The sequence below is a fragment of the Amycolatopsis sp. WQ 127309 genome (genome assembly GCF_023023025.1).
GTDB lineage: Bacteria > Actinomycetota > Actinomycetes > Mycobacteriales > Pseudonocardiaceae > Amycolatopsis.
On sequence record NZ_CP095481.1, the window covers coordinates 7,272,082 to 7,292,170 of the forward strand.

Below are 20,089 nucleotides of genomic sequence, written 5' to 3' on the forward strand. Positions count from 1 at the left end.
GCCGAGAGGGATCAGCCATGGGAACCACCACTGTCACCACCGCCACCGAGGTCGTCCTGCCGGGCAAGGTCGAGGTCACCGGCTTGGAGATCCGCACCCGCACCCTCCCGGCGCCGGCCGCGGGCCAGGTCGTCCTGAGCATGGACGCGACCGGCGTGTCCTTCGCCGAGCAGCAGATGCGGCTCGGGAAGTACTTCAGCCAGCCACCGTTCCCGTTCGTCCCCGGCTACGACGTCGTCGGCACGGTCACCGCGACCGGCCCGGACGTCGACCCGGCCCTGACCGGCCGCCGGTTCGCCGCGGTCACCAAGGTCGGCAGCTGGGCCAGCGCCCAGGTGCTGGCCGCCGCGGACCTGGTGGCGGTGCCGGACGGCGTTTCCGCGGCCGCCGCCGAGACCGTCGCGGTCAACGGCGTCACGGCCTGGCAGATGCTGCACCGGAACACCACCGTGCGCGCCGGCGGGACGATCGTGGTCCTGGGCGCCAATGGCGGCGTCGGCTCCACGCTCGCGCAGCTGGCCCGCCACGCCGGGATCACCGTGCTCGGCACGGCGTCGCCGCGCCACCACGCGGCGCTGCGCGAGCTGGGCGTGACCCCGGTCGACTACCACGACCCGGAGATGTACCGGAAGCTCCGCGAGCTCGCGCCGGACGGCGTGGACGCGGTGTTCGACCACGTCGGCGGGGCCGGCGTGGCGGACTCGTGGCGGCTGCTGCGCCGCGGCGGAACCCTGGTGTCGTACGGCACCGCGGCGTCCAAGGACACCGAAGGCAACTCGCAGCTGCCGGTGCTGAGGCTGTTCGCCCGGTTGGCGCTGTGGAACCTGCTGCCCAACGGAAAGAGCGCGCGGTTCTACAACTTCTGGGCGGGCAAGCGCCGCCTGAACACCTTCCGGGCCCGGCTGCGCGAGGACCTCACGCAGGTGCTCCGGCTGGTGGAAAGCGGCGTCCTGCGCCCGCAGATCGCCGCGGAGTTCCCGCTGTCGGACGCCGGTGCGGCACTGGCGCTCGCCGAGTCGCGGACCGTCGCGGGCAAGGTCGTGATCGTGGCGGACCCGGGCCGGCCGTGACCCCGGGCGCCGGTCCGCCCCGCTCGCGGAACCGGCGTGGGGAAGGCGGCCGGCTCCGCGCCGAGATCCTGGCCGCCGCGACCGCCCTGCTCGACGCCGGCGGTGACCCGCGGGCCGTGACCCTGCGCGCCGTCGCCCGCCGCGCCGGGATCACCGCGCCCTCGATCTACCGCCACTTCCCCGACCGGCCCGCGATCCTGCTGGACGTCGTCCGCCAGGGGTTCGCCGAGCTGTCCGGCCGGGCCCGGGCCGCCCTCGCCGACGCGGGCCCCGATCCCCGGCACCGGCTGCACGCCGTCTGCCACGCCTACCTCGGCTTCGCCCAGGACCACCCCGAGCGGTACGGCGCCATGTTCGGCGGCACCTGGAGCCCGGAGGCCGCGCCCGGCGAGCTGGCCGCCCTCGGCGAAGAAGCACTGCGCGTCCTGACCGGCTGCCTCGCGGACTGCGTCGCCGCCGGGCACTGCACCAGCGCCGATCCCGCCGCCGACGCGGTCGCGCTGTGGCTGGGCCTGCACGGGCTCGCCCACCAGCGCGCCGTCACCGACGTCTTCCCGTGGCCCGCCGACATCGTCGAGCGGATCGCGTTCCCCCTGTCCCACCTCACTTCCGGAGGACTCCCGTCATGACCACCGCCATCGCCACCGCCCCGGTCGCCCGCGCCGGGGACACCGACAACCGCGCCACCTACCTCAGCTTCGGCCTCGCCTACGTCTTCGGCCACGGCGCCGCCGCCGTGTCCGGGGGCGACGACCCGCTGGTCCGGCTGCCCGGGTGGCTGCCGATGACCCTGCTCGGGCTCGGTCTCGCCGCCGGCACCGTGTTCGCCACCCTCGCCGCGGCCCGGGCCCAGCGCGGCGGCGCCGACGTCCTCAGCGGCCGGCTCCTCGGCCTGTCCTGGGTCGGCGGCTTCACGGCGCTCTTCCTCGCCATCACCGGCCTGACGTCCACAATGGACTCACCGGACCTGGCCACCGTGCTCTGGCCCGCCGGCTCCGGCCTCGTCGTCGGCCTGCTCTACCTGGGCGAAGGCGCCGTGCGCCGCAACGTCCTGCACTACGGCCTCGGCAGCTGGCTCGCCCTGGTCTCCACCGCCTCGCTCGCCTTCGGCACGCCCGGGCTGTTCTGGGTCCTCGCTGTGGCCGGAGGTGGCGGTTACGCGGTCGCGACCGTCCTCGAACACCGCCGGCTCGCCGAAGGCGCGAACCGTTGAGTGACGTTTTCGCTGCTCGAATTGTTGTTCGACAGTTTCGACGTTTCCGGCGTCCGCCGGGCCGTCACCACTTTCCCCACGATCGAAAAGGACTGATCATGACCAACACCATTCTTCGCGGTATCGGCGTCGTGACCCTCGGCGCGGCGGTGACGCTGTCCGCGCAGTCGGTCGCTTCGGCGAGTTCCGGGACCTTCCAGGACTGCCGGGGCGTCACCGTCGACAAGACCGCGCCGGTGGTCAGCCGGGCGAGTGCGCTCATCAAGGCGCCGCTGGCGGAGATCTGGCGGCTGCACACGGACATCGACCACTGGCAGAGCTGGATCCCGGAGATCGCCCCCGCGCACAAGGAAACGCCGGGGCCGCTGCGACCGGGCTCGGTGTTCTCCTGGTCGCCGCAGAACATGCACGCCGTGTCGACGATCAAGACCGTGAAGCCGTTGGGGTGCACCGCGTGGGGCGCGCCCGTGAACGGGATCACCGGCGTGCACTTGTGGACGTTCAAGCAGACGAAGGACGGCGTGCTCGCGACCACCGAGGAATCCTGGGCGGGCCCGCCGGTCGAAGCCGACGTTCCCGGTAATCAAAGCAGCCTCGACCAAGGCCTCGCCGACTGGGTGCACCGGTTGCGGGACACCGCCGAGGCGCGGTCCGGCTGTCACTGATCTCCGGGGAATACCGGTGGCCTTCCGAAAAGGGGGCTGCCGGTATTTTTACCGTCATCGCCCGGCCGGCGAATGCGCGTCCGAACCCGCCGCGCCTGACAAACTCCGGTTTTACGGCGTCTGTTCCGGAAGAAACCGGGACCTGGCGCCGAAACCTTGCGCCCGCTCCCTCGTTGGGTGAGTATCTCGGATCAATCTGCACGTGCAAGAGCGTGAGCAGCGGCACGGGCAAGGGCATGAGCAAGAGCATGGGCGAGGGGGAGCGGTGACCGACGTGGTACCGGCGGAGGCCGGGACGAGGGATGTCCCGGACGACGCGGTCCTGATCGAAGCGGTGCGCGGCGGGGACGTCGCGGCGTACGGCCGGCTGTACGACCGGCACTACGTCGCCGCCCGCCGGGTGGCGGCCGCGATCGCGGCCGACGCGGCGGAGCGGGACGACCTGATCGCCGAAGGATTCACCCGCGTACTACGGATTCTGCGCTCGGGGGAGGGGCCGAACGAGGATTTCCGGCCCTATCTCCTCGCCACGATCCGGAACACGATGATCACTTGGCGCCGGCACGACGCGTCCGTCTCGGTGGTCGCCGAGGTGCCGGACGTGCTGCCGAGCGCGGGAAGCGACGAGCAGGTGGGCAGCCGGCTGCACGCCACCGTCGCCGCGGCCGCGTTCGCCGGCCTGCCCGAGCGGTGGCGGACCGTGTTGTGGCGCACGGAGATCGAGGGCGAGTCGCCGGCGCGGATCGCGCGGGACCTGGGGATGTCGCCGAACAGCGTCGCGGCGCTGGCCTACCGCGCCCGGGAGGGGCTGCGTCAGGCCTATCTGGACCAGCACGTCCCGGCGTCGCAGCGGCGGAACTGCCGCGACGTCGGCGGCCAGCTGGGCCGGTGGGTGCGCGACGGGATCGGGCACCACAAGGCGAGCCGGATCCGGACGCACCTCGACGGCTGCGCGGACTGCCAGGAGCTGGTCGCGAGTCTCCGGCGGCTCAACGAGGAGCTGCCCGCCGCGGTCGCGCACGTCGCGGCCTGATCGGGGCGGTGGACAGGAACCCGCCGACGTGCTGGGGTTGGGGGTCCGAGCCGGACTGGGGCGGTCGGTGAATTTCCGCCCCTCGACGCCCGAGGAGCGCGGTCCTGAGCCTTTCCGACTACCTCCGCGAGAACTGGATCGACGTCGTGAACGACGCGATCCTCCACGTGGACCTCACCCTCGCGGCGATGGCGCTGGCCGTGCTGATCGGGATGACGCTCGGGCTGCTCACCTACCGGCGGCGGTGGCTCGGCTCGCTCGCGACCACGACGACCGCGGCGTTCCTGACCATCCCGTCGATCGCGTTGCTGGGCATCCTGATCGGCCCGTTCGGGCTCGGGCTGACGAACGTCCTGTGCGCGCTGGTGCTCTACGCGCTCCTGCCGATCACGCGCAACACGATCGTCGGGCTGCGCGGGGTCGACCCGGCGGTGGTGGACGCCGCCCGCGGGATGGGACTCGGCCGGGCGCGGCTGCTGTGGCGTGTGCGGCTGCCGCTCGCCTGGCCGGTGATCCTCTCCGGCATCCGCGTCTCGACGCAGATCACCATCGGGATCGCGGCCATCGGCGCGTACGTCAAGGGCCCCGGGCTCGGCAACGAGATCTTCGACGGCCTCGGCCGGTTCGGCTCGGTGAACTCGCTGAACCAGGTGCTGACCGGGACGCTCGGGATCATGGTGCTGGCGCTGCTGTTCGACCTGGCGTTCGTGCTGGTCGGCAAGCTGACGACGTGGCGACGTCCGCTCGCCCGGGAGGCGGCGGCGTCGGCCGACGCGGCGGGCACCGCCGGCGAGACGATCGAGCTGCGGGACCTGAGCAAGCGGTACCCCGGCCGGGCGGCGCCCGCGGTCGACCGCCTCACGATGCGGATCCCCGCGGGCGAGATCGTCGTGCTGACCGGGCCGTCCGGGTGCGGCAAGACGACGACCATGCGGATGATCAACCGGCTCGTCGAGCCCACCTCGGGTGCCGTCACGGTCGGCGGCACCGACGTCTCGGCCCTCGACCTCGACGAACACCGGCGCCACACCGGGTACGTCATCCAGCAGGTCGGGCTCTTCCCGCACCTGCGGGTGGACGCCAACATCGGCGTGGTGCCGCGGGTGCTCGGCTGGACCCGGCGCCGCGTCGCCGCCCGCGTGGGCGAGCTGCTCGACGTCGTCGGCCTGACCCGCGAGCACGGAACCCGGTACCCGCGCGAGCTTTCCGGCGGCCAGCAGCAGCGCGTCGGCGTCGCGCGGGCGATGGCCGCGGACCCGCCGGTGCTGCTGATGGACGAGCCGTTCGGCTCCACCGACCCGATCACCCGCGCCCGGCTGCAGGACGAGTTCCTGCGCCTGCAACGGGACGTGCGCAAGACGATCGTGTTCGTCACGCACGACTTCGACGAGGCGCTCAAGCTCGGCGACCGGATCGCCGTGCTGCGGCCGCGTTCGGTGCTCGCGCAGTACGACACGCCCCAGGCGATCCTCGCCGCGCCGGCCGACGACTACGTCGCCGCCTTCGCCGGCTCGAAGCGGAACCTGAAGCGGCTCGCGCTGATCCCGCTGGCGGACCTCGACCTCGCCGCGCCGGCGGACGGCCTGCCCGCGGTCTCGCACCGGGCCACCCTGCGGGACGCGCTGGACACCATGGTGCGCACCGGAAGCACCGCCGTCGTCGTCACCGAAGGCGAGCGCGCCCTGGGCGTGTGCGACGTGCCGCGCCTGATCGCGGCGCTCCGGCCCGCGGAAGGGACGCCCGCGCCCGCGATCCCGGACGACGGGGGAGCGCCCGATCCGCGTCCGGAGACCGAGGCGCCCGAACGGTCCCGAAGCCGGCTCGGGCTGCTGGTGCGCCCGGTCCTGCTCGCCGTCGGCCTGCTGGCGCTCTTCCTGATCGTACGTGCGCAGCCGCTCGACTCGATCGAACAGCGCTACCTCAACGCCGGCGAGATCTTCACCGAATTGGGCGCGCACCTGCGGCTCACGCTGATCTCGACGGTCTGCACCATCGTCATCGCCCTCCCGCTCGGCGTCCTGCTCACCCGCGCGGGCGCCCGCTGGGCCCGCCCGGCCGGGCTGGGCCTGGGCAACCTCGGCCAGGCGATCCCGTCGATCGGGCTCGTCGTGCTGCTCGCGCTCTGGACCGGCACCGGCACCGCCACGGCGGTGGCGGCGCTGGTCGTCTACGCGACGTTGCCGGTGCTGCGCAACACGATCGTCGGGCTCGACGGCGTCGACCCGACCCTCGTGGACGCCGCGCGGGGCATGGGCATGACGAAGACGGCGATCCTGTGGCGGATCGAGCTGCCGCTGGCCGTCCCGGTGATCCTCGCCGGGATCCGGACGGCGCTGGTGCTCACCGTCGCGAGCGCGACGCTGGCCACCTTCATCGACGGCGGCGGTCTCGGCGGCGGGCTCGTCGCCGGGATCGGGCTGTACCGCCCGATCCTGAGCCTGACCTTCGGCATCGTCGTCGCCGCGCTGGCGCTCTTCGCCGACTGGCTGGGCCTGGTCGCCGAGGAGGTCCTGCACCCGCGCGGCATGTAGCTCCACCACGTCAAGGAGGCCCCACCCATGCTCCAGCGCACGACAGCCGCCGTCCTCGCGTTCGTCGCGGCGGCGGCGCTCACGGCCGGGTGCACGATCGGCAAGGACGAGACCGGCGCCCAGGTGGGCGCGGGGTCCATCAAGAAGATCGACGCGCTGAGCGGCGCGCAGATCCGCGTCGGCTCCAAGGAGTTCGACGAGCAGCTGCTGCTCGGCCAGATCGCGATCGTCGCGCTGCAGGCGGCCGGGGCGAGCCCGCAGGACAAGACCAACATCACCGGTTCGAGCAACGTCCGTCAGGCGCTCACCAGCGGCGCGATCGACCTGTACTGGGAGTACACCGGCACCGCCTGGATCAGCTACCTCAAGCAGACCGAGCCGATCGCCGACCCGCAGGCGCAGTACGACGCGGTGAAGCAGGCCGACGCGGCGAACCAGGTCACCTGGTGGTCCCGTTCGCCGGCCAACGACACCTACGCCCTCGCCGGCAACCCGGCGGCCCTCGCCAAGACCGGCGTCAAGACGATCTCGGACTACGCGGCGCTCGCGCGGAAGGACCCGGCCGCGGCCTCGACCTGCATCGGCCCGGAGTTCAAGAGCCGGGACGACGGCTTCCCGGGCGTGGCGAAGACCTACGGGTTCACCTTGCCCGAAGCCCAGGTGCACGTGCTGAACGACGCCGTCGTCTACACCAGCATCGGCAAGGGCGACCCCTGCGGCTTCGGCTCGGTCGCCTCCACCGACGGGCGCGTGGCCGGGCAGAAGCTGACCGTGCTCGACGACGACAAGCACTTCTTCCCGACCTACAACCCCGCCATCTCGATCGCCTCGGCGATCGCCCGGAAGTACCCGCAGCTGGAGCAGGTCTTCACGCCGATCGCCGCGAAGCTCGACACCGCGACGCTCACGGACCTGAACAAGCAGGTCAGCGTGGACGGCCGGAAGCCCGCCACGGTGGCCCACGACTGGCTGAAGGCGGCGGGCTTCATCAGCTGAACCGACCCGCCGGCGGGGCGGTCGGTATGCTTCGAGCGGCGGGTGACGCGCACCGTGGTGGGCGTCACGTGTCGACCAGGCTTGAGGAGACAGGCACACCGTTGACGAGCGGGCCGGACCGCTCAGCGCCTGACCGGATTTCAGGTACCAACGGAAGCGAGAGCGGGCCGATGTCTTCAGCGAGCGCCGGCCGGACGGCCGGCGACCCGGCCCCGGCGGACGCCGACCTGCGGGACCTGTTCGGTCAGTCCACCGCGTTGTTCGCCTCGCTGAGCGGGCCCGCCCACGTGCTGGAGGCCGCGAACCCCGCGTTCGGCAAGGCCGTCGGCAGTGCCGGCCGGCTGCCCGCCGGCCGCCCGCTCGGGGAGCTCGTGCCGGAGCTGACCGGGCAGGGCCTGCTCGACCAGCTCGACCGCGTCTACCGCACCGGGCAGCCGTTCACCGGCCGCGACGCCCGGGTGCTGCTGGGGACCGGGACCGACGTCCGGGAAGCGTTCTTCGACTTCACCTACGAGCCCCGCCGGGACGCCGCCGGCGCGGTGACCGGCGTCCGCGTCATCGGCGTCGAAACCACCCAGATCAAGCACGCGCAGCGGCTCACCGCCGAGCACCGCGCGCTCCTCGAGCAGATCGCCCGGCAGGCCCCGCTGGCCGACGTGCTCGACGGCATGGCCGCCACCATCGAGCACCTCACGCCGGACGTGCTCGTCTCCGTGCTGCTCGCCGACCCGGACGGCCGCCACCTGCGCCACGGCGCGGCGCCCAGCCTGCCGGGCTTCTACAACGAGGCCATCGACGGGATCGCCACCGGTGAAGGCGTCGGCTCGTGCGGCACCGCCGCCCACCGCCGGCAGACGGTGATCGTCACCGACATCGGCGAAGACCCGTTCTGGGCCGACTTCCGGGACCTGGCCGGCCGCGCCGGGCTGGCGGCCTGCTGGTCGACGCCCATCCTCGCCCGCGACGGCCGGCTGCTCGGCACGTTCGCCATGTACCACCGCGCGCCCCGCGCCCCGCAGGCCAACGACCTGGCCCTCGCCCGCCTGTTCGCCGAGACGGCCGCACTGGCCATCGAACGGCACGAGGCCGAGCGGGCCCGGCTGGTCGCCGAGGAGAAGGAACGGGCGATCCGCGACGACCTGGCGTTCCTGCTCCACGCCAGCACCGCCCTCGCCGCGGATCTGGACCACGTCCAGACCCTGCAGCGGCTCGCGGACCTCTACGTCCCCAAGCTCGCTCCGCTGGCGGTCGTCGACATCGTCGAAGACGGCCACCTGCGCCGGGTCGCCCAGGCCGCCGCGGACCCGTCGCCCGCCGAGCCGGACCTGGAGATCGGCGGCACCGTCGCGAGCGTGCTGTCCTCGGGGCGGACCGTGCGCGCGGCGGGGCCGGGCTTCACCGAGTCCCTGTGCGTCCCCCTCACCGAGCGTGGGCACACCTTCGGCGCGGTGACCCTGTTCACCACCGGTGACCACCCGTTCGACGAGCACGCCGTCACGCTGGTCGAAGAGCTCGCCCGGCGCGCGGCGTCGGCCGCCCGCAGCGCCCGCCAGTACCGCCAGCGGGTCCGGCTCGCCCGCGACCTGCAGGCCGGCCTGCTCATGCCCGACCTGCCCGAGGTGCCCGGCACCGAGCTCGCCACCTTCTACCACCCGGCGGGCGAAGGCCTCGAGATCGGCGGCGACTTCTACGACGTCTTCGAGCTGGACGAGAGCACGTGGGCGTTCATGCTCGGCGACGTCTGCGGGCGGGGCGCCAACGCGGCGACCACGACCGCGCTGATCCGGCACACGGCCCGCGCCGTCGCGCCGCTGCTGCGGGACCCGACCGCCGTGGTCACCGCCATCGACACCGCGCTCAGCAACCGGCCGCACGCGCACGGAACCGACTTCGCGACGCTCGTCTACGGCCACCTCGCCCGCGACGCCGACGGGCTCGTCCTCGACCTCATCCGGGCCGGCCACAACCTGCCCCTGCTGCTCGACGCCGACCACCGCATCCAGGAGCTGGACATCCCCGGCCGCCTGCTGGGCATCCACACCACACCGCGGCTCACCGAGCGGCGGATCCGGCTGCGGCCGCACGAAAGCCTCATCCTGCTCACCGACGGCTTCCTCGAAGCCCGCGACCCGGGCCGGGAAGAGTTCGGCGACCGGCGGCTCGTCGACGCGGTGGCCGCCGCGCCCCGCCACGCGACCGCCCGGCAGCTCCTGCACGCGATCACGGCCGCCGTCCGGGCGTTCACCGGCGAAGCCGAGGCGGCCGACGACCAGGCCGCCCTGATCATCACCGCCCGTGACTGACCGACGCCCGGAACGACGGTTGGTCATCCACTCACCGGGACGGTGCTGCGTCGGACGTGGCACGGCTGTACCGTCATGAGGCAGCGGTTCCGCCCGGGAGCCGTCGCACCCCGAACCCGCGGTCCCCGCCTGGGGCCGGCGTGCGACCGGACTGGTGCCCCTGTGGTTTGGCCTCACGGTCCCCCCGAGGAGGCCCTCCGCAGTGTCCGAAACCCGGTCGCCCGACCCGTCCGGATCGACCGCGTGCTTCCGCATCACGACCAGCGCCGGCGCGACCGTCCTGGCGGCGGCCGGTGAACTCGACCTGACCGTCACCGGCCGGCTCGCCGCACTGCTGCACCGCGAGCTCGGCCTGGGCCCGGCGGCGATGGTGTTCGACGCGACGGCGGTGACGTTCTGCTCGGCGCGCACCGTGACCATCCTGGTGACGACCGCCGCCGACGCGAAGGCCGCCGGGATCCCGTTCGCGATCGTGACCCGCAGCAGCGCCGTCCTGCGCCCGCTGACGGCGCTGGGGCTGGAGCGGGAGCTGCCGGTGCACGGCGACCTCGGCCAGGCGCTCGCGTGGCTCGAGCTGCTGCCCCAGCTGGCCGAGCCGGTGACCGAAAGCTAGGCCGCGTCCCGGCGGTAGCCGGCTGGTGGTCCCGAGCTTTCGCCGACCCGCCTGCCCGGCCCGGTCGCGGTCGCCGGGCCGTCCGCCTGCGGCAGTTCGAGCATCCGCAGCGGGTGGCCAGCGCGCGGCATCCGCGCGTCGTGCTGTCGTGACGCCTCCCGCCCGTCAGTGGAGCCGGACGTCGTGGCGGTGGCACGGGCGGCGGGCCGGGGCGGTCTGGGGCCGGGCCGCCGTCAGCCAGATGTCCTGCACCACTTCGCGGCCGTGGCGGGCCAGTACCGTCGTGGCGGCCGGGCGGTGCCGGCCCGCGGCCGTGATCAGGACGTAGGAGCCCGCTCGCGGGGCCTGCAGCGTGAAGCCCCCGTCGGCTGCCGACGTCGCCCGGGCGGTCTGCCTGCCGTGCGCGTCGACCAGGGTCAGGGTCGCCTCCGCCAGCGGCGCCCCGGCCGCGTCGTGGACGCGGCCGGTGATCGCGCCGGTGCCCGGGACGGCCGGCTCGGGGAGCAGGCCCGGCTCGTCGCCGGTGGCGATCTCGTGCAGCAGCCGGCGCAGGTGGATCAGCTCGACCAGGACGGGCTCGTCCGCGGGGGAGCAGTGCTGCGCGAGGGCGGCCTCCACGAGGCCCAGCAACGCCGTCAGGTCCGCGTCGCCGGGGTCGGCGACGGCCGTCGCGACGTCGGCCAGGGCCCGGGCGGGTGCGGCCAGGGACCGGTCGCCCGCGCGGCCGCGGCGCAGGACGGCGACCAGCCGGTGGGTGTGCTGCACCAGCGTGGCGGCCAGCGTCAGCCGGTGCCGGGTGGTGCGGGACCCGCCACCCCACGGCACGGCGGCCACCAGCGGCGCGGCCACGAGCCGCAGCTGGCGCAGGTCGTTGTCCAGGACGCGGACCCGGGCGTCGAGGTCGAGGACGCCCGCGTGGCCCTCGATCCGGTCCGCCGCGGCGGTCAACAGCTCGGACAGCGTGCGCGCCAGGGCGCGGTGGGTGGTGCGGACGGTGTCGCGGGTGCTCAGCGGCGTCAGCACCAAGCCGACCCCGACGCCGACGGCCGCGCCGATCGCCGTCTCCTCCAGCCGCAGCACGAGCAGGCCCGTCGAGAACTCGTTGAGCACGCTGTAGAGCTGGCTGACCATGATCGTGACGAAGAAGATCATGTAGGCGTAGGACAGCCGTTGCAGGTAGAAGCCGCAGAACATGCTGCCGACGATCACCGCGAGCACCGCCGCCGGGTGCCCGGCCGTCAGGTGCGCGAGCCCGATGCCCGCACCCAGCCCGACCAGGGTGCCCGCCACGCGGTTGACCGACTTGAGGAACACCTCCGACCGGGTCGCCGTGCCGGTGAACGCGACGAACGCGGCGATCACCGCCCAGTAGTAGCGCTGCTCGGAAAGCAGCCGCCCGAGCACGATCGCGAGCCCGCCCGCCACGGCCACCTGCACGGCCTGGCGGGTCGTGAAGTCGAGGCGGCGCAACGGGTTCCACGCGCCGCCGCGGGGTTCGACGTCGCCGGCCGCGGCCGCGGACCCGGGCAGTGCGCCGAGCGCGATCGACACGGCGGGCTCGAAGTCGCCGGTGCCGGCGAAGCCGTCCTGGCCGGCGCGGCGGACGACGTCGAGGTAGTCGGTGACCGCGACGGCCACCAGCCGGACGGGGGAGCCGCCCGCCTGGGCCAGGAGGGCCTCGGCCGTGCGCCCGGCGGTGGCGTAGTCGTTGCGGGCGAACAGGTCCAGCAGGTGGGCCGCGCGGGTCACCAGGTCCGGCGCGTCGCCGGGGCCCAGCTGCGCGCAGGCGGTGACGAGCAGGTCGATCGCGAGCTGCGCGTCCATCGTCGTGCGCCGGATCGACGCCGCCGGGACGGCGCCGGGCAGCACCGGGACCTCGGCCGACCACGCCTCGATCATCAGCGCGGACTCGGCGAGCCGGGCCTGCGCCGCGTGGATCCGCCGGGTGAGCCGCTCGTCGGGGCCGTCCTCCAGGAGGGTCGCGCAGAGCCGGACGACCGTGCGGGCCCGGGCGCCGAACGCGCGGCGCGTGCGGGCCAGCGTGCGGGAAGGGTTGCCACGCAACACGGTCAGCGACAGCAGCAGCACCCAGACGGTCGCGATCACGACGGCGAGGAGCATGGCGGGCAACCCGTCGAGCGTCGCGTGCAGGAACGCGGCGAAGAAGTAGCCCATCCAGACCATGAAGCCGTAGAAGAAGAACGGCACGCCGAACCGCCGGACGAACACAGCGGTGAACATCACGACGACGAACACCGCGAGCATGAGGTCGGTGTGCGGCGCGACCGCGATCCCGAGCGCCATCCCGAGCCCCATCGCCACCGGGAACAGCGCGGCGGTGCGGACCTTCGGCCACACCCCGGTGCCGCTCAGGGCCATCGAGCCCATCATCGCGGTGATGGCGCCGAGCAGGACCGCGACCAGGGTGGCCTGCGGCGCGGCCCCGGTCAGCGTCGCGAAGACGTACTCGACGGCCAGCCCGGTCGTCATGGCGACGGCCGCCGAGACCGCGCTCCACAACCGGGTCAGCCCCGGGTCCGAGCCCCTCGCCTTGTCCCTGATCCGGTGCATCGCCGTCGACGCGCGTCCCATTCGAGTGATTTCTCCTACCCCCGGTCGCGGATATCGGTATCATGCCGATAATTACCGGTATGATACCGATATGCCTTGCGGCCGGGCAATCGGCCGGAAGGTAGGTTCACGTGATGGACGCGCTCGACCTCATCGAGGCCCACACCGCGGTCATGGTGCGCAACTTCGAGCTGCTCAGCCGCCGCACCGACATCTACGACGAGCTCGACCGCGCGGGCTACCTCCTGCTGCGCACGCTCGAAGTGACCGGGCCGGCCGACATCACCACGCTGGCGACGCGGCTCGGCCTGGACCCGTCCACGGTGGGCCGCCAGGTGGCGGCGATGACGGCGGCCGGCCTGGTCGAGCGGACCCCGGCCCCGGCGGACCGCCGCCGCGGCATCGTCGTGGCGACCGCGGAGGGGCGGCTGCGCGCCCGCCGCGTCCACGACCGCCGCCGCGACAACCTGGCCGTGATGTTCGACGGCGCGCCGGAGGACGAGCTGCGGGTGATCGGGGAGTCGTTCGCCCGCTACAACCAGGCCGTCGCCCGCCACTACGACGTGAGCCTGCTGCCGGACTGAGCCCGGGTCAGCGGCGGACCAGCTCCCGCCCGAGGTCGGCGCGGAGGTGGACCTCGACGAACACCCGCAGGTAGCGATCGGCCGCCAGCCGGTCGAAGGCGTCCACCAGGGCCTGGTCCGGTGTGGTGGTCAGGTGGACGATCCGCCAGAGGTTGAGCGGGGCGTCCTCGGGGCCGGCCACGGAGTGCTCGACGTGGAAGAGCGGCTGGCCGGTACCGGCGGTGAAGACCCGGCCGTCCGGGGCCTCGAACCGCTCGGCGCCGAGGAAGAACGCGCGCCGGTGCTCGTGGTCGAGGCGCACGTGCTCGATGATCGTCGCGTAGTGCTCCGGGTCGGCCCACAGGCGCTGGTCGGACACCCTGGTGAAGTCCTCGAACCGGCCGTGGCGCACGCTCGGGAACTTCTCGGCGCTGCCCGGCCGCACCACGGTCGGGATGTACTTGTCCGGCGCGGCGGCCTTGCGCGTCTCCATGTCCCACAGCTGCGCGCCGGTGTAGGCGAACGGCGGCCGGACGTCGTAGCGCTCGCGCAGCACGTCGTTCACCGGCACCGCCGGCAGTTCCACCGGCGTGGTGCCCGGCGCGGCCCACGCCTGCTCGAAGACGGCTTCGTGGTCGAGGGTCATGCCTGCTCCTTGTTCGTGACGGTCTCGTGGATCCAGCCGGTGACGGTGGCCCAGACCGGGTGGCCCGGGTGGACGACGTCGAAGTGGGTGCCGCCCTCGACCTCGACGTAGCGGCCGGTGACTTTCTCGGCGTAGCGGCGGCTCCACTCGGCGGGCACGGCCTCGTCGGCGGTGCCGTGGACGGCGAGCACCGGCACGCCGGCGTCGGGCAGCGCGAGCGGCGACGTCCAGGCGTAGCGCTCGGGCCGTTCGGCGACGTGGCCGCCCAGCAGGAGCCGCACGATCCCGTCGCCGGCGGCCGCCGCGACCGCGGGCCAGGCTTCGGGCCAGGCCGGCTCGGGCGCGTCCTTCGGTGGCTCGGCGGCCGGATCGGCGAGGTCCGCGCCGAAGGCGGTGGCGTCGGCGGTCTCGAGGTCGAGCGCGCCGGCCAGCGTGACCAGGCCGGCCGGGACGATCTTCGGCCCGGCGCCGGGGGCCTCCGGCGGGAGCACGCCGCGGTGCGCGGCCCACGTCGCCAGGTGCCCGCCCGCGGAGTGCCCGAGCAGCACGACGCGGCCGGTGTCGAGCGCCGGGTCCAGGCCGTCGAGCGCGTCGACGGCGGCGGCGACGTCGAGGAAGGTGCCGGGCCAGCCGCCGCCGGCCTCGCCGATCCGCCGGTACTCGATGTTCCAGACGGCGTACCCGCGGCCGACGAGGTCGTCGACGACGCCGGTCATCTGCCGGCGGTCCCACATGGCCGACCAGTAGCCGCCGTGGACGACGACCACGACCGGGAACGGGCCGTCGCCCTCGGGCCGGTACAGCTCGCCGACCTGCGAGGGTTCGGGTCCGTAGGCGACGGTGCGGACCCGGCGCGGCCCGTCCTCGGCGTCGTCGTAACGCGCGCCGCGTTCGGCGCCGACCAGGGTGCCGATCGTGGCGAAGAAGGCGCCGATCGCGGGCCGGTTCGCACCCTTGGCCTTCGACTCGTCCCAGGCGGCGTCGTCGGCCCACTCGACGAAGTCGAGCCACGTGCTCTCGTCGAGGCGCACCAGCCGGGCCGCCAGGAACCCGCGCCGGTCGTCGCGGAACGCCGCCACCATGCCGGGGCGCGCGTCCAGCATCGCCTGCGTCTTCTCGGGGGCCACCGTGAAGGTGGTCATCTCGATGACCGACATCATCAGCTCCTCATGCCTCGGTCCGGCCAGATAGATCGGAACCTTGATAGTCATGAAAAGTGACTAAGTGTCGGATGTATTCCCGCTCGGGGGCGATCGGTGCGACACCGCCGACCCGACCGGCAGGCTGCGCCTGGCCGGCCGTGTCGTCGACGAGGGCCGGCCGCTGTGGCGAGCCGCGCAACGGTTCCAGGTGCCGGTCTCCACCGCCGGCCGACGGGCCGGCCGCTACCGCAGCGGCCAGGAAGCCGCGGCCGCGGCCGACCTCGTCCCACGCGGTGCGCTCGGGTTAGGCGGCGCGCTCCACCTCGTCGCCCGGGTACGGCCCCGGCTTCGGGCGGGGCTTGCCGCCCGGGAAGGCGAGCCGCAGGATCGTGCGGTGCACCGTGCCGAGCTGGCGGGAGAACGGCCCGGTGTTGTACGGCAGGCCGTAGCGCCGGCAGATCTCGCGGACCTGCGGGGCGATCTCGGCGTAGCGGCTGCTGGGCATGTCCGGAAACAGGTGGTGCTCGACCTGGTACCCGAGGTTCCCGCTCATCAGGTGGAACAGCGGGGAGCCGGTGATGTTCGCCGCGCCGACGAGCTGCCGGACGTACCAGCCGCCGCGGGTCTCGTCGCGGACCTCGTCCTGGCCGAACGTGTAGGTCTGGTCCGGGAAGTGGCCGCAGAAGATGATCGAGTGCGCCCACAGGTTGCGGATGATGTTGGCCGTGAAGTTCGCCCAGAACGTCGCGGCGAACGTGCCGCCGCCTTCCGCGCGGATCGCCTCGAGCTGGGCGCGCACCGCGCCCTTGCGGCGCCGGCCACCGGCCCGGTCCGCCAGGACCCGCAGCCGGGAGCGGGGTTCGGGTCGCGCGAGCCGCCCCACGGCTGTCGCGGCGAGGGCGCTCACGAGCGGCCAGCCGACGTAGTCCTTCAGGATCTGGTCGCGGGCCTTGCCGGAGATGCCCTTGATGTCGTGCCACACGTCCTTCATCGGCTTCTCGCCGGAGCGGATGGCTTCGACGTCGAGGTCGTGGAGTGCGACACCCCACTCGAAGAAAGCCATCAGCAGCAGGTTGTACAGCGGCTGCGCCAGGTACGCCGGGTGCCACTTCTGGTGCGGGTCGATGCGCATGATCTCGTACCCGAGATCTTTGTCCTTGCCGCGGATGTTGGTGTAGGTGTGGTGGACGAAGTTGTGGGAGTGCTTCCACGCCGCCGCCGTCGAGGCGGTGTCCCAGTCCCAGGTGGACGAATGGATGTAGGGGTCGTTCATCCAGTCCCACTGGCCGTGCAGGACGTTGTGCCCGATCTCCATGTTCTCCAGGATCTTCGCGACGGCCAGGCAACCGGTGCCCGCCAGCCACGCCGGCTTGGACCGGGAGCCGAGCAGCAGCGCCCGGCCGGCCACCGCGATCTGGCGGTGCAGCTTGATGACGCCCTTGATGTAGCGGCGGTCGCGCTCGCCCAGATCACCGCGGACCTGGTCGTGGATGGCGTCGAACTCGCGGGCGAGTTCGTCGAGCTGGTGCGCGCTCAGGTGCGCGAACGGGTGGGCGACTTCCGGGGACTGAGCCGTCTGCGTGGACATGAGTTCCTCTCTCCGCTCAGAGTTCGGCCGTTCAGAGTTCGACCGTGACCGGGCCTTCGGCGCCGTTCACGCAGGTCCGCACGATCTCGTTGGTCAGCTGGCTGACGACGTTGGTGCGCAGGTCGCGGATCCGGCCGTCCCGGATCGGCAGCACGCAGGTGTGGCAGACCCCGACCCGGCACCCGAAGGGCATGTCGACGCCCGCGTTCTCGCCCGCGACCAGGATCGGCGTGCCGGGCGGGCAGTCCGCGTCGACGTTGCGGTGCGCGAACCGCACGGTGCCGCCCGCGCCGTCGGCGGCGTCGCCCCCGACGATCGGCTGGAACCGTTCGTGGTGCAGCCGTTCGACGTCGCCGTGGCTCTTCCAGTGCGCCTGCAGCGCGTCGAGCAGCTCGCCGGGTCCGCAGGCGTAGGTGTCGCGGTCGCGCCAGTCCGGGCACAGGGCGTCCAGGTCGGCGGGGGAGAACCGGCCGTCGCGGCTGGTGATGCGCAGCTCCAGGCGAAAGCCCTCGTGCTGCTTTTCCAGCCCCGCCAGCTCGTCGCCGAAGGTGACGCCGTCGGTCTCGCGCGCCGAGTGCACGTGGACGACGTCGCGCAGGCCGGGACCCGGGCCCAGGTGACGCAGCATGCTCATCACCGGCGTGATGCCACTGCCCGCCGTGACGAACAGCAGGCCGCGGTCGAGCCGGTCCGGCAGGGTGAACGCCCCTTCGACCTCGCCGAGCCGCACGACCTCGCCGGGCCGGGCCCGCTCGACCAGGTACGGCGAGACGACCCCGCCGTCGACCTTCTTGGGGGTGACCGAGATGAGCCCGTCCGCGCGGTCCGGGCTCGACGTCAGCGAGTACGCGCGCCAGTGGTGGACGCCGTCGATGACCACGCCCAGCCGGACGTACTGCCCGGGCCGGTGCCCGACCCAGTCGAACCCCGGCCGGATCAGCACGGTGGCGGCGTCACCCCGTTCGGGGACGACGCGCTCGACGCGGCCGCGCAGCTCGCGGGTCGACCAGAGGGGGTTGATCAGCTCGAGGTAGTCGTCCGCCCGCAACGGGGTGAACAGCCAGCGCACGGCACGCAAGGCGCGGCGCCGCAACGGCGACGCCGGGGGCCGCATTCCCACTTCGGCCATCAGGCACCGCCCCGCTCGCGGCCGGCGGTCACGACCTCGTGGGACCAGGTGGTGGCGATCATGCTGATTGAGTGTACAGGCGTGCACTCAACTCGCAGCCTGAGTGGCGATCAGTACGTGTAGCGGCGCACGGACTCCGGGTGGATCACCAGGCGAAGCTGATCGACGGCGAGGATTCCGGCGAGGTCCGCGGCACGGGCCGGGTCTTCGAGGTCCCAGTAGCGGCCGGCCAGGCGGCGGGCCAGGTCGTGGGCGCCGCCGGGTTCCAGCGTGGTGCGCCCGGCGACCGAAACCCACCGCTCGCGTTCACCCACCGGCGCGGCGACGACGATCGAGGCGCGCGGGTCGCGGCCCAGCCGCCGCACCTTGAGCGCGTCCGGTTCGGTGAACAGCTGGAGCGTGCCGTCGGGAGCGGCCTCGAACCACACCGGCCGGGGCTGCGGCGGAACCGGGCCCGCGGCCACGGTCAGGAAGCCGTGCAGGGGGCGGCGGAGGAACTCGAGGTCTTCGGCGGTCAGGGCGTCGGTGCTCATGACGCCGATTCAACCCGGCCGGCTCGGACAATCCCATAGGTGAAAGCCCGGATGGCCTGTCCATTCGTCTAACCTCGGCCGGGTGGACGTGTTCGACGACCTGATCCGCGGGGTGCGGGCCCACGGCTCGCTGTTCGGCAGCTCGACCCTGTCCCCGCCCTGGGCGCTGGAGTTCGTGGACGGCGCGCCGCTGACCCTGTGCACCGTCCTCGGCGGGGCGGGCTGGATCGTGCCGGAGCACGGCCCGCCCGAGCCGCTGCGGGCCCGCGAGACGGTCGTCGTCCGCGGGCCCGCGACGTTCACCTTCGTCGACGAGGTCGGCACGCGGGCCGCGCCGGTCGCGTGTGGCGAGTTCTGCGCGACGCCCGAGCAGGGCGGCACCCGCCACCGGCTCGGCTGGGCCGACGACGACGGCGGCGCGACGACGCTCATCGTCGGCGCGTACCCGGTGCGCGGCGAGCTCAGCCGCCGGCTGCTGGACGCGCTGCCCGTGGTGCTGCGCGCGGACAGCGGCGGCACCGGTGATGCCGTGCTGGACCACCTCGCGGCCGAGGTCGCCGTCGACGCGCCGGGGCAGCAGGTGGTCCTCGACCGGCTGCTGGACTGGATGCTGGTGTGCACGCTGCGCGAATGGTTCGACCGGCCCGGGAGCGGGGCGCCGGCCTGGTGGTCCGCCCAGCGCGACCCGGTGGTCGGCGACGCGCTGCGCCTGCTGCACGCCGAACCGGCGGCGCCCTGGACGGTCGCGGCGCTGGCGGACCGCACCGGCGTCTCGCGGTCGACGCTGGCGAAGCGCTTCGCCGACCTGGTCGGCGAGCCGCCGCTGACGTACCTGACCCACTGGCGGATGACGCTCGCGGCGGATCTGTTGACCGAGCGGGAAACCGCCACCGTCGCGGACGTCGCCCGCGCGGTGGGGTACGCCGATCCGTTCGGGTTCAGCGCGGCGTTCAAACGGGTTCGCGGCGCCAGCCCGAGCGAGTTCCGGCGCGCGGCTTCGGTGACTTCTAACGCTTGAAGCGCACGGACGTCGTGTCGCTCGTCAGCCGGGAGCCGTCCGCGGCCGCCGGGACGAGCCGGGGCACCGCCGCGCCGTGCTCGTCGACCAGGACCGAATGCGGCTCGTCCGCTTCGAAAGCGTGCTGCTCACCCCATTGCCGGAGCGTGACGATCACCGGGAACAGCTCCTTGCCCGCCTCCGTGAGCGCGTAGACCCGGCGTTTGCCCGACGGGGCCTCGACCTGCGCGATCAGGCCGTGCGCGACGAGCTTGCGGAGGCGGTCGGCGAGGATGTTGCGGGCGATTCCGGTGCGCTGCTGGAAGTCGGTGAACGAGCGGGCGCCGTCCATCGCGTCCCGGACGATCAGCAGGCTCCACCGGTCGCCGACGACGTCCACCGCCCGCGCGACCGGGCAGCTCGGGTCCGTCCAGTCCATCACCCCTCCAAAGAGTTGCGTAGTGAAACCATTCTGACCTACTCTCCGAAGAGTTGC

Annotated in this window: 19 protein-coding genes and 1 pseudogene; 12 read left to right on the plus strand and 8 right to left on the minus strand. The window is 73.3% G+C overall.

What is annotated here, in order from left to right; translation table 11 throughout:
* The first annotated feature begins 17 nt into the window (after positions 1 to 17).
* The 9 genes from MUY22_RS32875 (at position 18) to MUY22_RS32925 (ending at position 10,424) form a co-directional block, all read left to right on the plus strand.
* Positions 18 to 1,070, plus strand: coding sequence for a medium chain dehydrogenase/reductase family protein (locus MUY22_RS32875; RefSeq protein WP_247051055.1), 1,053 nt, complete (start codon positions 18 to 20; stop codon positions 1,068 to 1,070).
* On the plus strand, positions 1,067 to 1,699 hold the full coding sequence (locus tag MUY22_RS32880) for a TetR/AcrR family transcriptional regulator (protein WP_247051056.1): 633 nt from the start codon (positions 1,067 to 1,069) through the stop codon (positions 1,697 to 1,699). The genes MUY22_RS32875 and MUY22_RS32880 overlap by 4 nt, the downstream gene beginning before the upstream one ends.
* A complete protein-coding gene (locus MUY22_RS32885; RefSeq protein WP_247051057.1) occupies positions 1,696 to 2,283 on the plus strand; it encodes an ABC transporter permease in 588 nt (195 codons plus the stop codon). The genes MUY22_RS32880 and MUY22_RS32885 overlap by 4 nt, the downstream gene beginning before the upstream one ends.
* Positions 2,284 to 2,381: 98 nt before the next feature.
* On the plus strand, positions 2,382 to 2,948 hold the full coding sequence (locus MUY22_RS32890) for an SRPBCC family protein (RefSeq protein ID WP_247051058.1): 567 nt from the start codon (positions 2,382 to 2,384) through the stop codon (positions 2,946 to 2,948).
* 265 nt (positions 2,949 to 3,213) lie between these two features.
* Positions 3,214 to 3,981 carry a sigma-70 family RNA polymerase sigma factor gene (locus MUY22_RS32895; RefSeq protein ID WP_247051059.1) on the plus strand — a complete coding sequence of 256 codons (768 nt, stop codon included), beginning with the start codon at positions 3,214 to 3,216 and terminating at the stop codon, positions 3,979 to 3,981.
* 146 nt (positions 3,982 to 4,127) lie between these two features.
* Positions 4,128 to 6,512 (plus strand): ABC transporter permease subunit, encoded by a 2,385-nt coding sequence (locus tag MUY22_RS49815; protein ID WP_371827516.1) that lies wholly within the window; start codon positions 4,128 to 4,130, stop codon positions 6,510 to 6,512.
* Between the two features lie 27 nt (positions 6,513 to 6,539).
* Positions 6,540 to 7,508 (plus strand): glycine betaine ABC transporter substrate-binding protein, encoded by a 969-nt coding sequence (locus tag MUY22_RS32915; protein ID WP_247051060.1) that lies wholly within the window; start codon positions 6,540 to 6,542, stop codon positions 7,506 to 7,508.
* Between the two features lie 170 nt (positions 7,509 to 7,678).
* On the plus strand, positions 7,679 to 9,811 hold the full coding sequence (locus tag MUY22_RS32920; RefSeq protein WP_247051061.1) for a SpoIIE family protein phosphatase: 2,133 nt from the start codon (positions 7,679 to 7,681) through the stop codon (positions 9,809 to 9,811).
* Between the two features lie 202 nt (positions 9,812 to 10,013).
* Positions 10,014 to 10,424 (plus strand): STAS domain-containing protein, encoded by a 411-nt coding sequence (locus MUY22_RS32925; RefSeq protein WP_247051062.1) that lies wholly within the window; start codon positions 10,014 to 10,016, stop codon positions 10,422 to 10,424.
* Here the strand turns inward: MUY22_RS32925 and MUY22_RS49530 are convergent.
* On the minus strand, positions 10,421 to 10,555 hold the full coding sequence (locus MUY22_RS49530; RefSeq protein ID WP_256476013.1) for a hypothetical protein: 135 nt from the start codon (positions 10,553 to 10,555) through the stop codon (positions 10,421 to 10,423). The two genes, MUY22_RS32925 and MUY22_RS49530, sit on opposite strands and share 4 nt — an antisense overlap.
* Before the next feature lie 34 nt (positions 10,556 to 10,589).
* Entirely contained in the window at positions 10,590 to 13,016 is a 2,427-nt protein-coding gene (locus MUY22_RS32930) for an FUSC family protein (RefSeq protein WP_247051063.1), read from the minus strand.
* A gap of 113 nt (positions 13,017 to 13,129) precedes the next feature.
* Between MUY22_RS32930 and MUY22_RS32935 the strand changes: the two genes are divergently transcribed.
* Positions 13,130 to 13,579: a MarR family winged helix-turn-helix transcriptional regulator gene (locus MUY22_RS32935; protein WP_247051064.1), complete on the plus strand. Its 450-nt coding sequence runs from the start codon at positions 13,130 to 13,132 to the stop codon at positions 13,577 to 13,579.
* A 7-nt stretch (positions 13,580 to 13,586) separates the two neighbouring features.
* Here MUY22_RS32935 and MUY22_RS32940 read toward each other — a convergent pair whose 3' ends face one another.
* Positions 13,587 to 14,204 carry a hypothetical protein gene (locus MUY22_RS32940; RefSeq protein ID WP_247051065.1) on the minus strand — a complete coding sequence of 206 codons (618 nt, stop codon included), beginning with the start codon at positions 14,202 to 14,204 and terminating at the stop codon, positions 13,587 to 13,589.
* Entirely contained in the window at positions 14,201 to 15,361 is a 1,161-nt protein-coding gene (locus MUY22_RS32945) for an alpha/beta fold hydrolase (RefSeq protein ID WP_247051066.1), read from the minus strand. Before MUY22_RS32945 ends, MUY22_RS32940 begins: the two co-directional genes overlap by 4 nt.
* 67 nt (positions 15,362 to 15,428) lie before the next feature.
* Between MUY22_RS32945 and MUY22_RS49820 the strand changes: the two are divergent.
* Positions 15,429 to 15,620 (plus strand): annotated as a pseudogene (locus MUY22_RS49820) (hypothetical protein); the annotation flags it as partial.
* Positions 15,621 to 15,650: 30 nt separating this feature from the next.
* Here the strand turns inward: MUY22_RS49820 and MUY22_RS32950 are convergent.
* The 3 genes from MUY22_RS32950 to MUY22_RS32960 all read right to left on the minus strand — a co-directional run bounded on the left by MUY22_RS32950 (position 15,651) and on the right by MUY22_RS32960 (position 18,596).
* Positions 15,651 to 16,934, minus strand: coding sequence for an acyl-CoA desaturase (locus tag MUY22_RS32950; RefSeq protein WP_247051067.1), 1,284 nt, complete (start codon positions 16,932 to 16,934; stop codon positions 15,651 to 15,653).
* A gap of 31 nt (positions 16,935 to 16,965) precedes the next feature.
* Positions 16,966 to 18,063 carry a ferredoxin reductase gene (locus MUY22_RS32955; RefSeq protein ID WP_247051068.1) on the minus strand — a complete coding sequence of 366 codons (1,098 nt, stop codon included), beginning with the start codon at positions 18,061 to 18,063 and terminating at the stop codon, positions 16,966 to 16,968.
* A 110-nt stretch (positions 18,064 to 18,173) separates the two neighbouring features.
* Positions 18,174 to 18,596, minus strand: a complete 423-nt coding sequence (locus tag MUY22_RS32960; RefSeq protein WP_247051069.1) for a pyridoxamine 5'-phosphate oxidase family protein — start codon at positions 18,594 to 18,596, stop codon at positions 18,174 to 18,176.
* A gap of 82 nt (positions 18,597 to 18,678) precedes the next feature.
* Here MUY22_RS32960 and MUY22_RS32965 point away from each other — a divergent pair, with 82 nt between their 5' ends.
* Positions 18,679 to 19,614: an AraC family transcriptional regulator gene (locus MUY22_RS32965; protein ID WP_247051070.1), complete on the plus strand. Its 936-nt coding sequence runs from the start codon at positions 18,679 to 18,681 to the stop codon at positions 19,612 to 19,614.
* Here the strand turns inward: MUY22_RS32965 and MUY22_RS32970 are convergent.
* On the minus strand, positions 19,604 to 20,032 hold the full coding sequence (locus MUY22_RS32970; protein ID WP_247051071.1) for a helix-turn-helix domain-containing protein: 429 nt from the start codon (positions 20,030 to 20,032) through the stop codon (positions 19,604 to 19,606). The genes MUY22_RS32965 and MUY22_RS32970 overlap by 11 nt on opposite strands.
* Positions 20,033 to 20,089 lie beyond the last annotated feature (57 nt).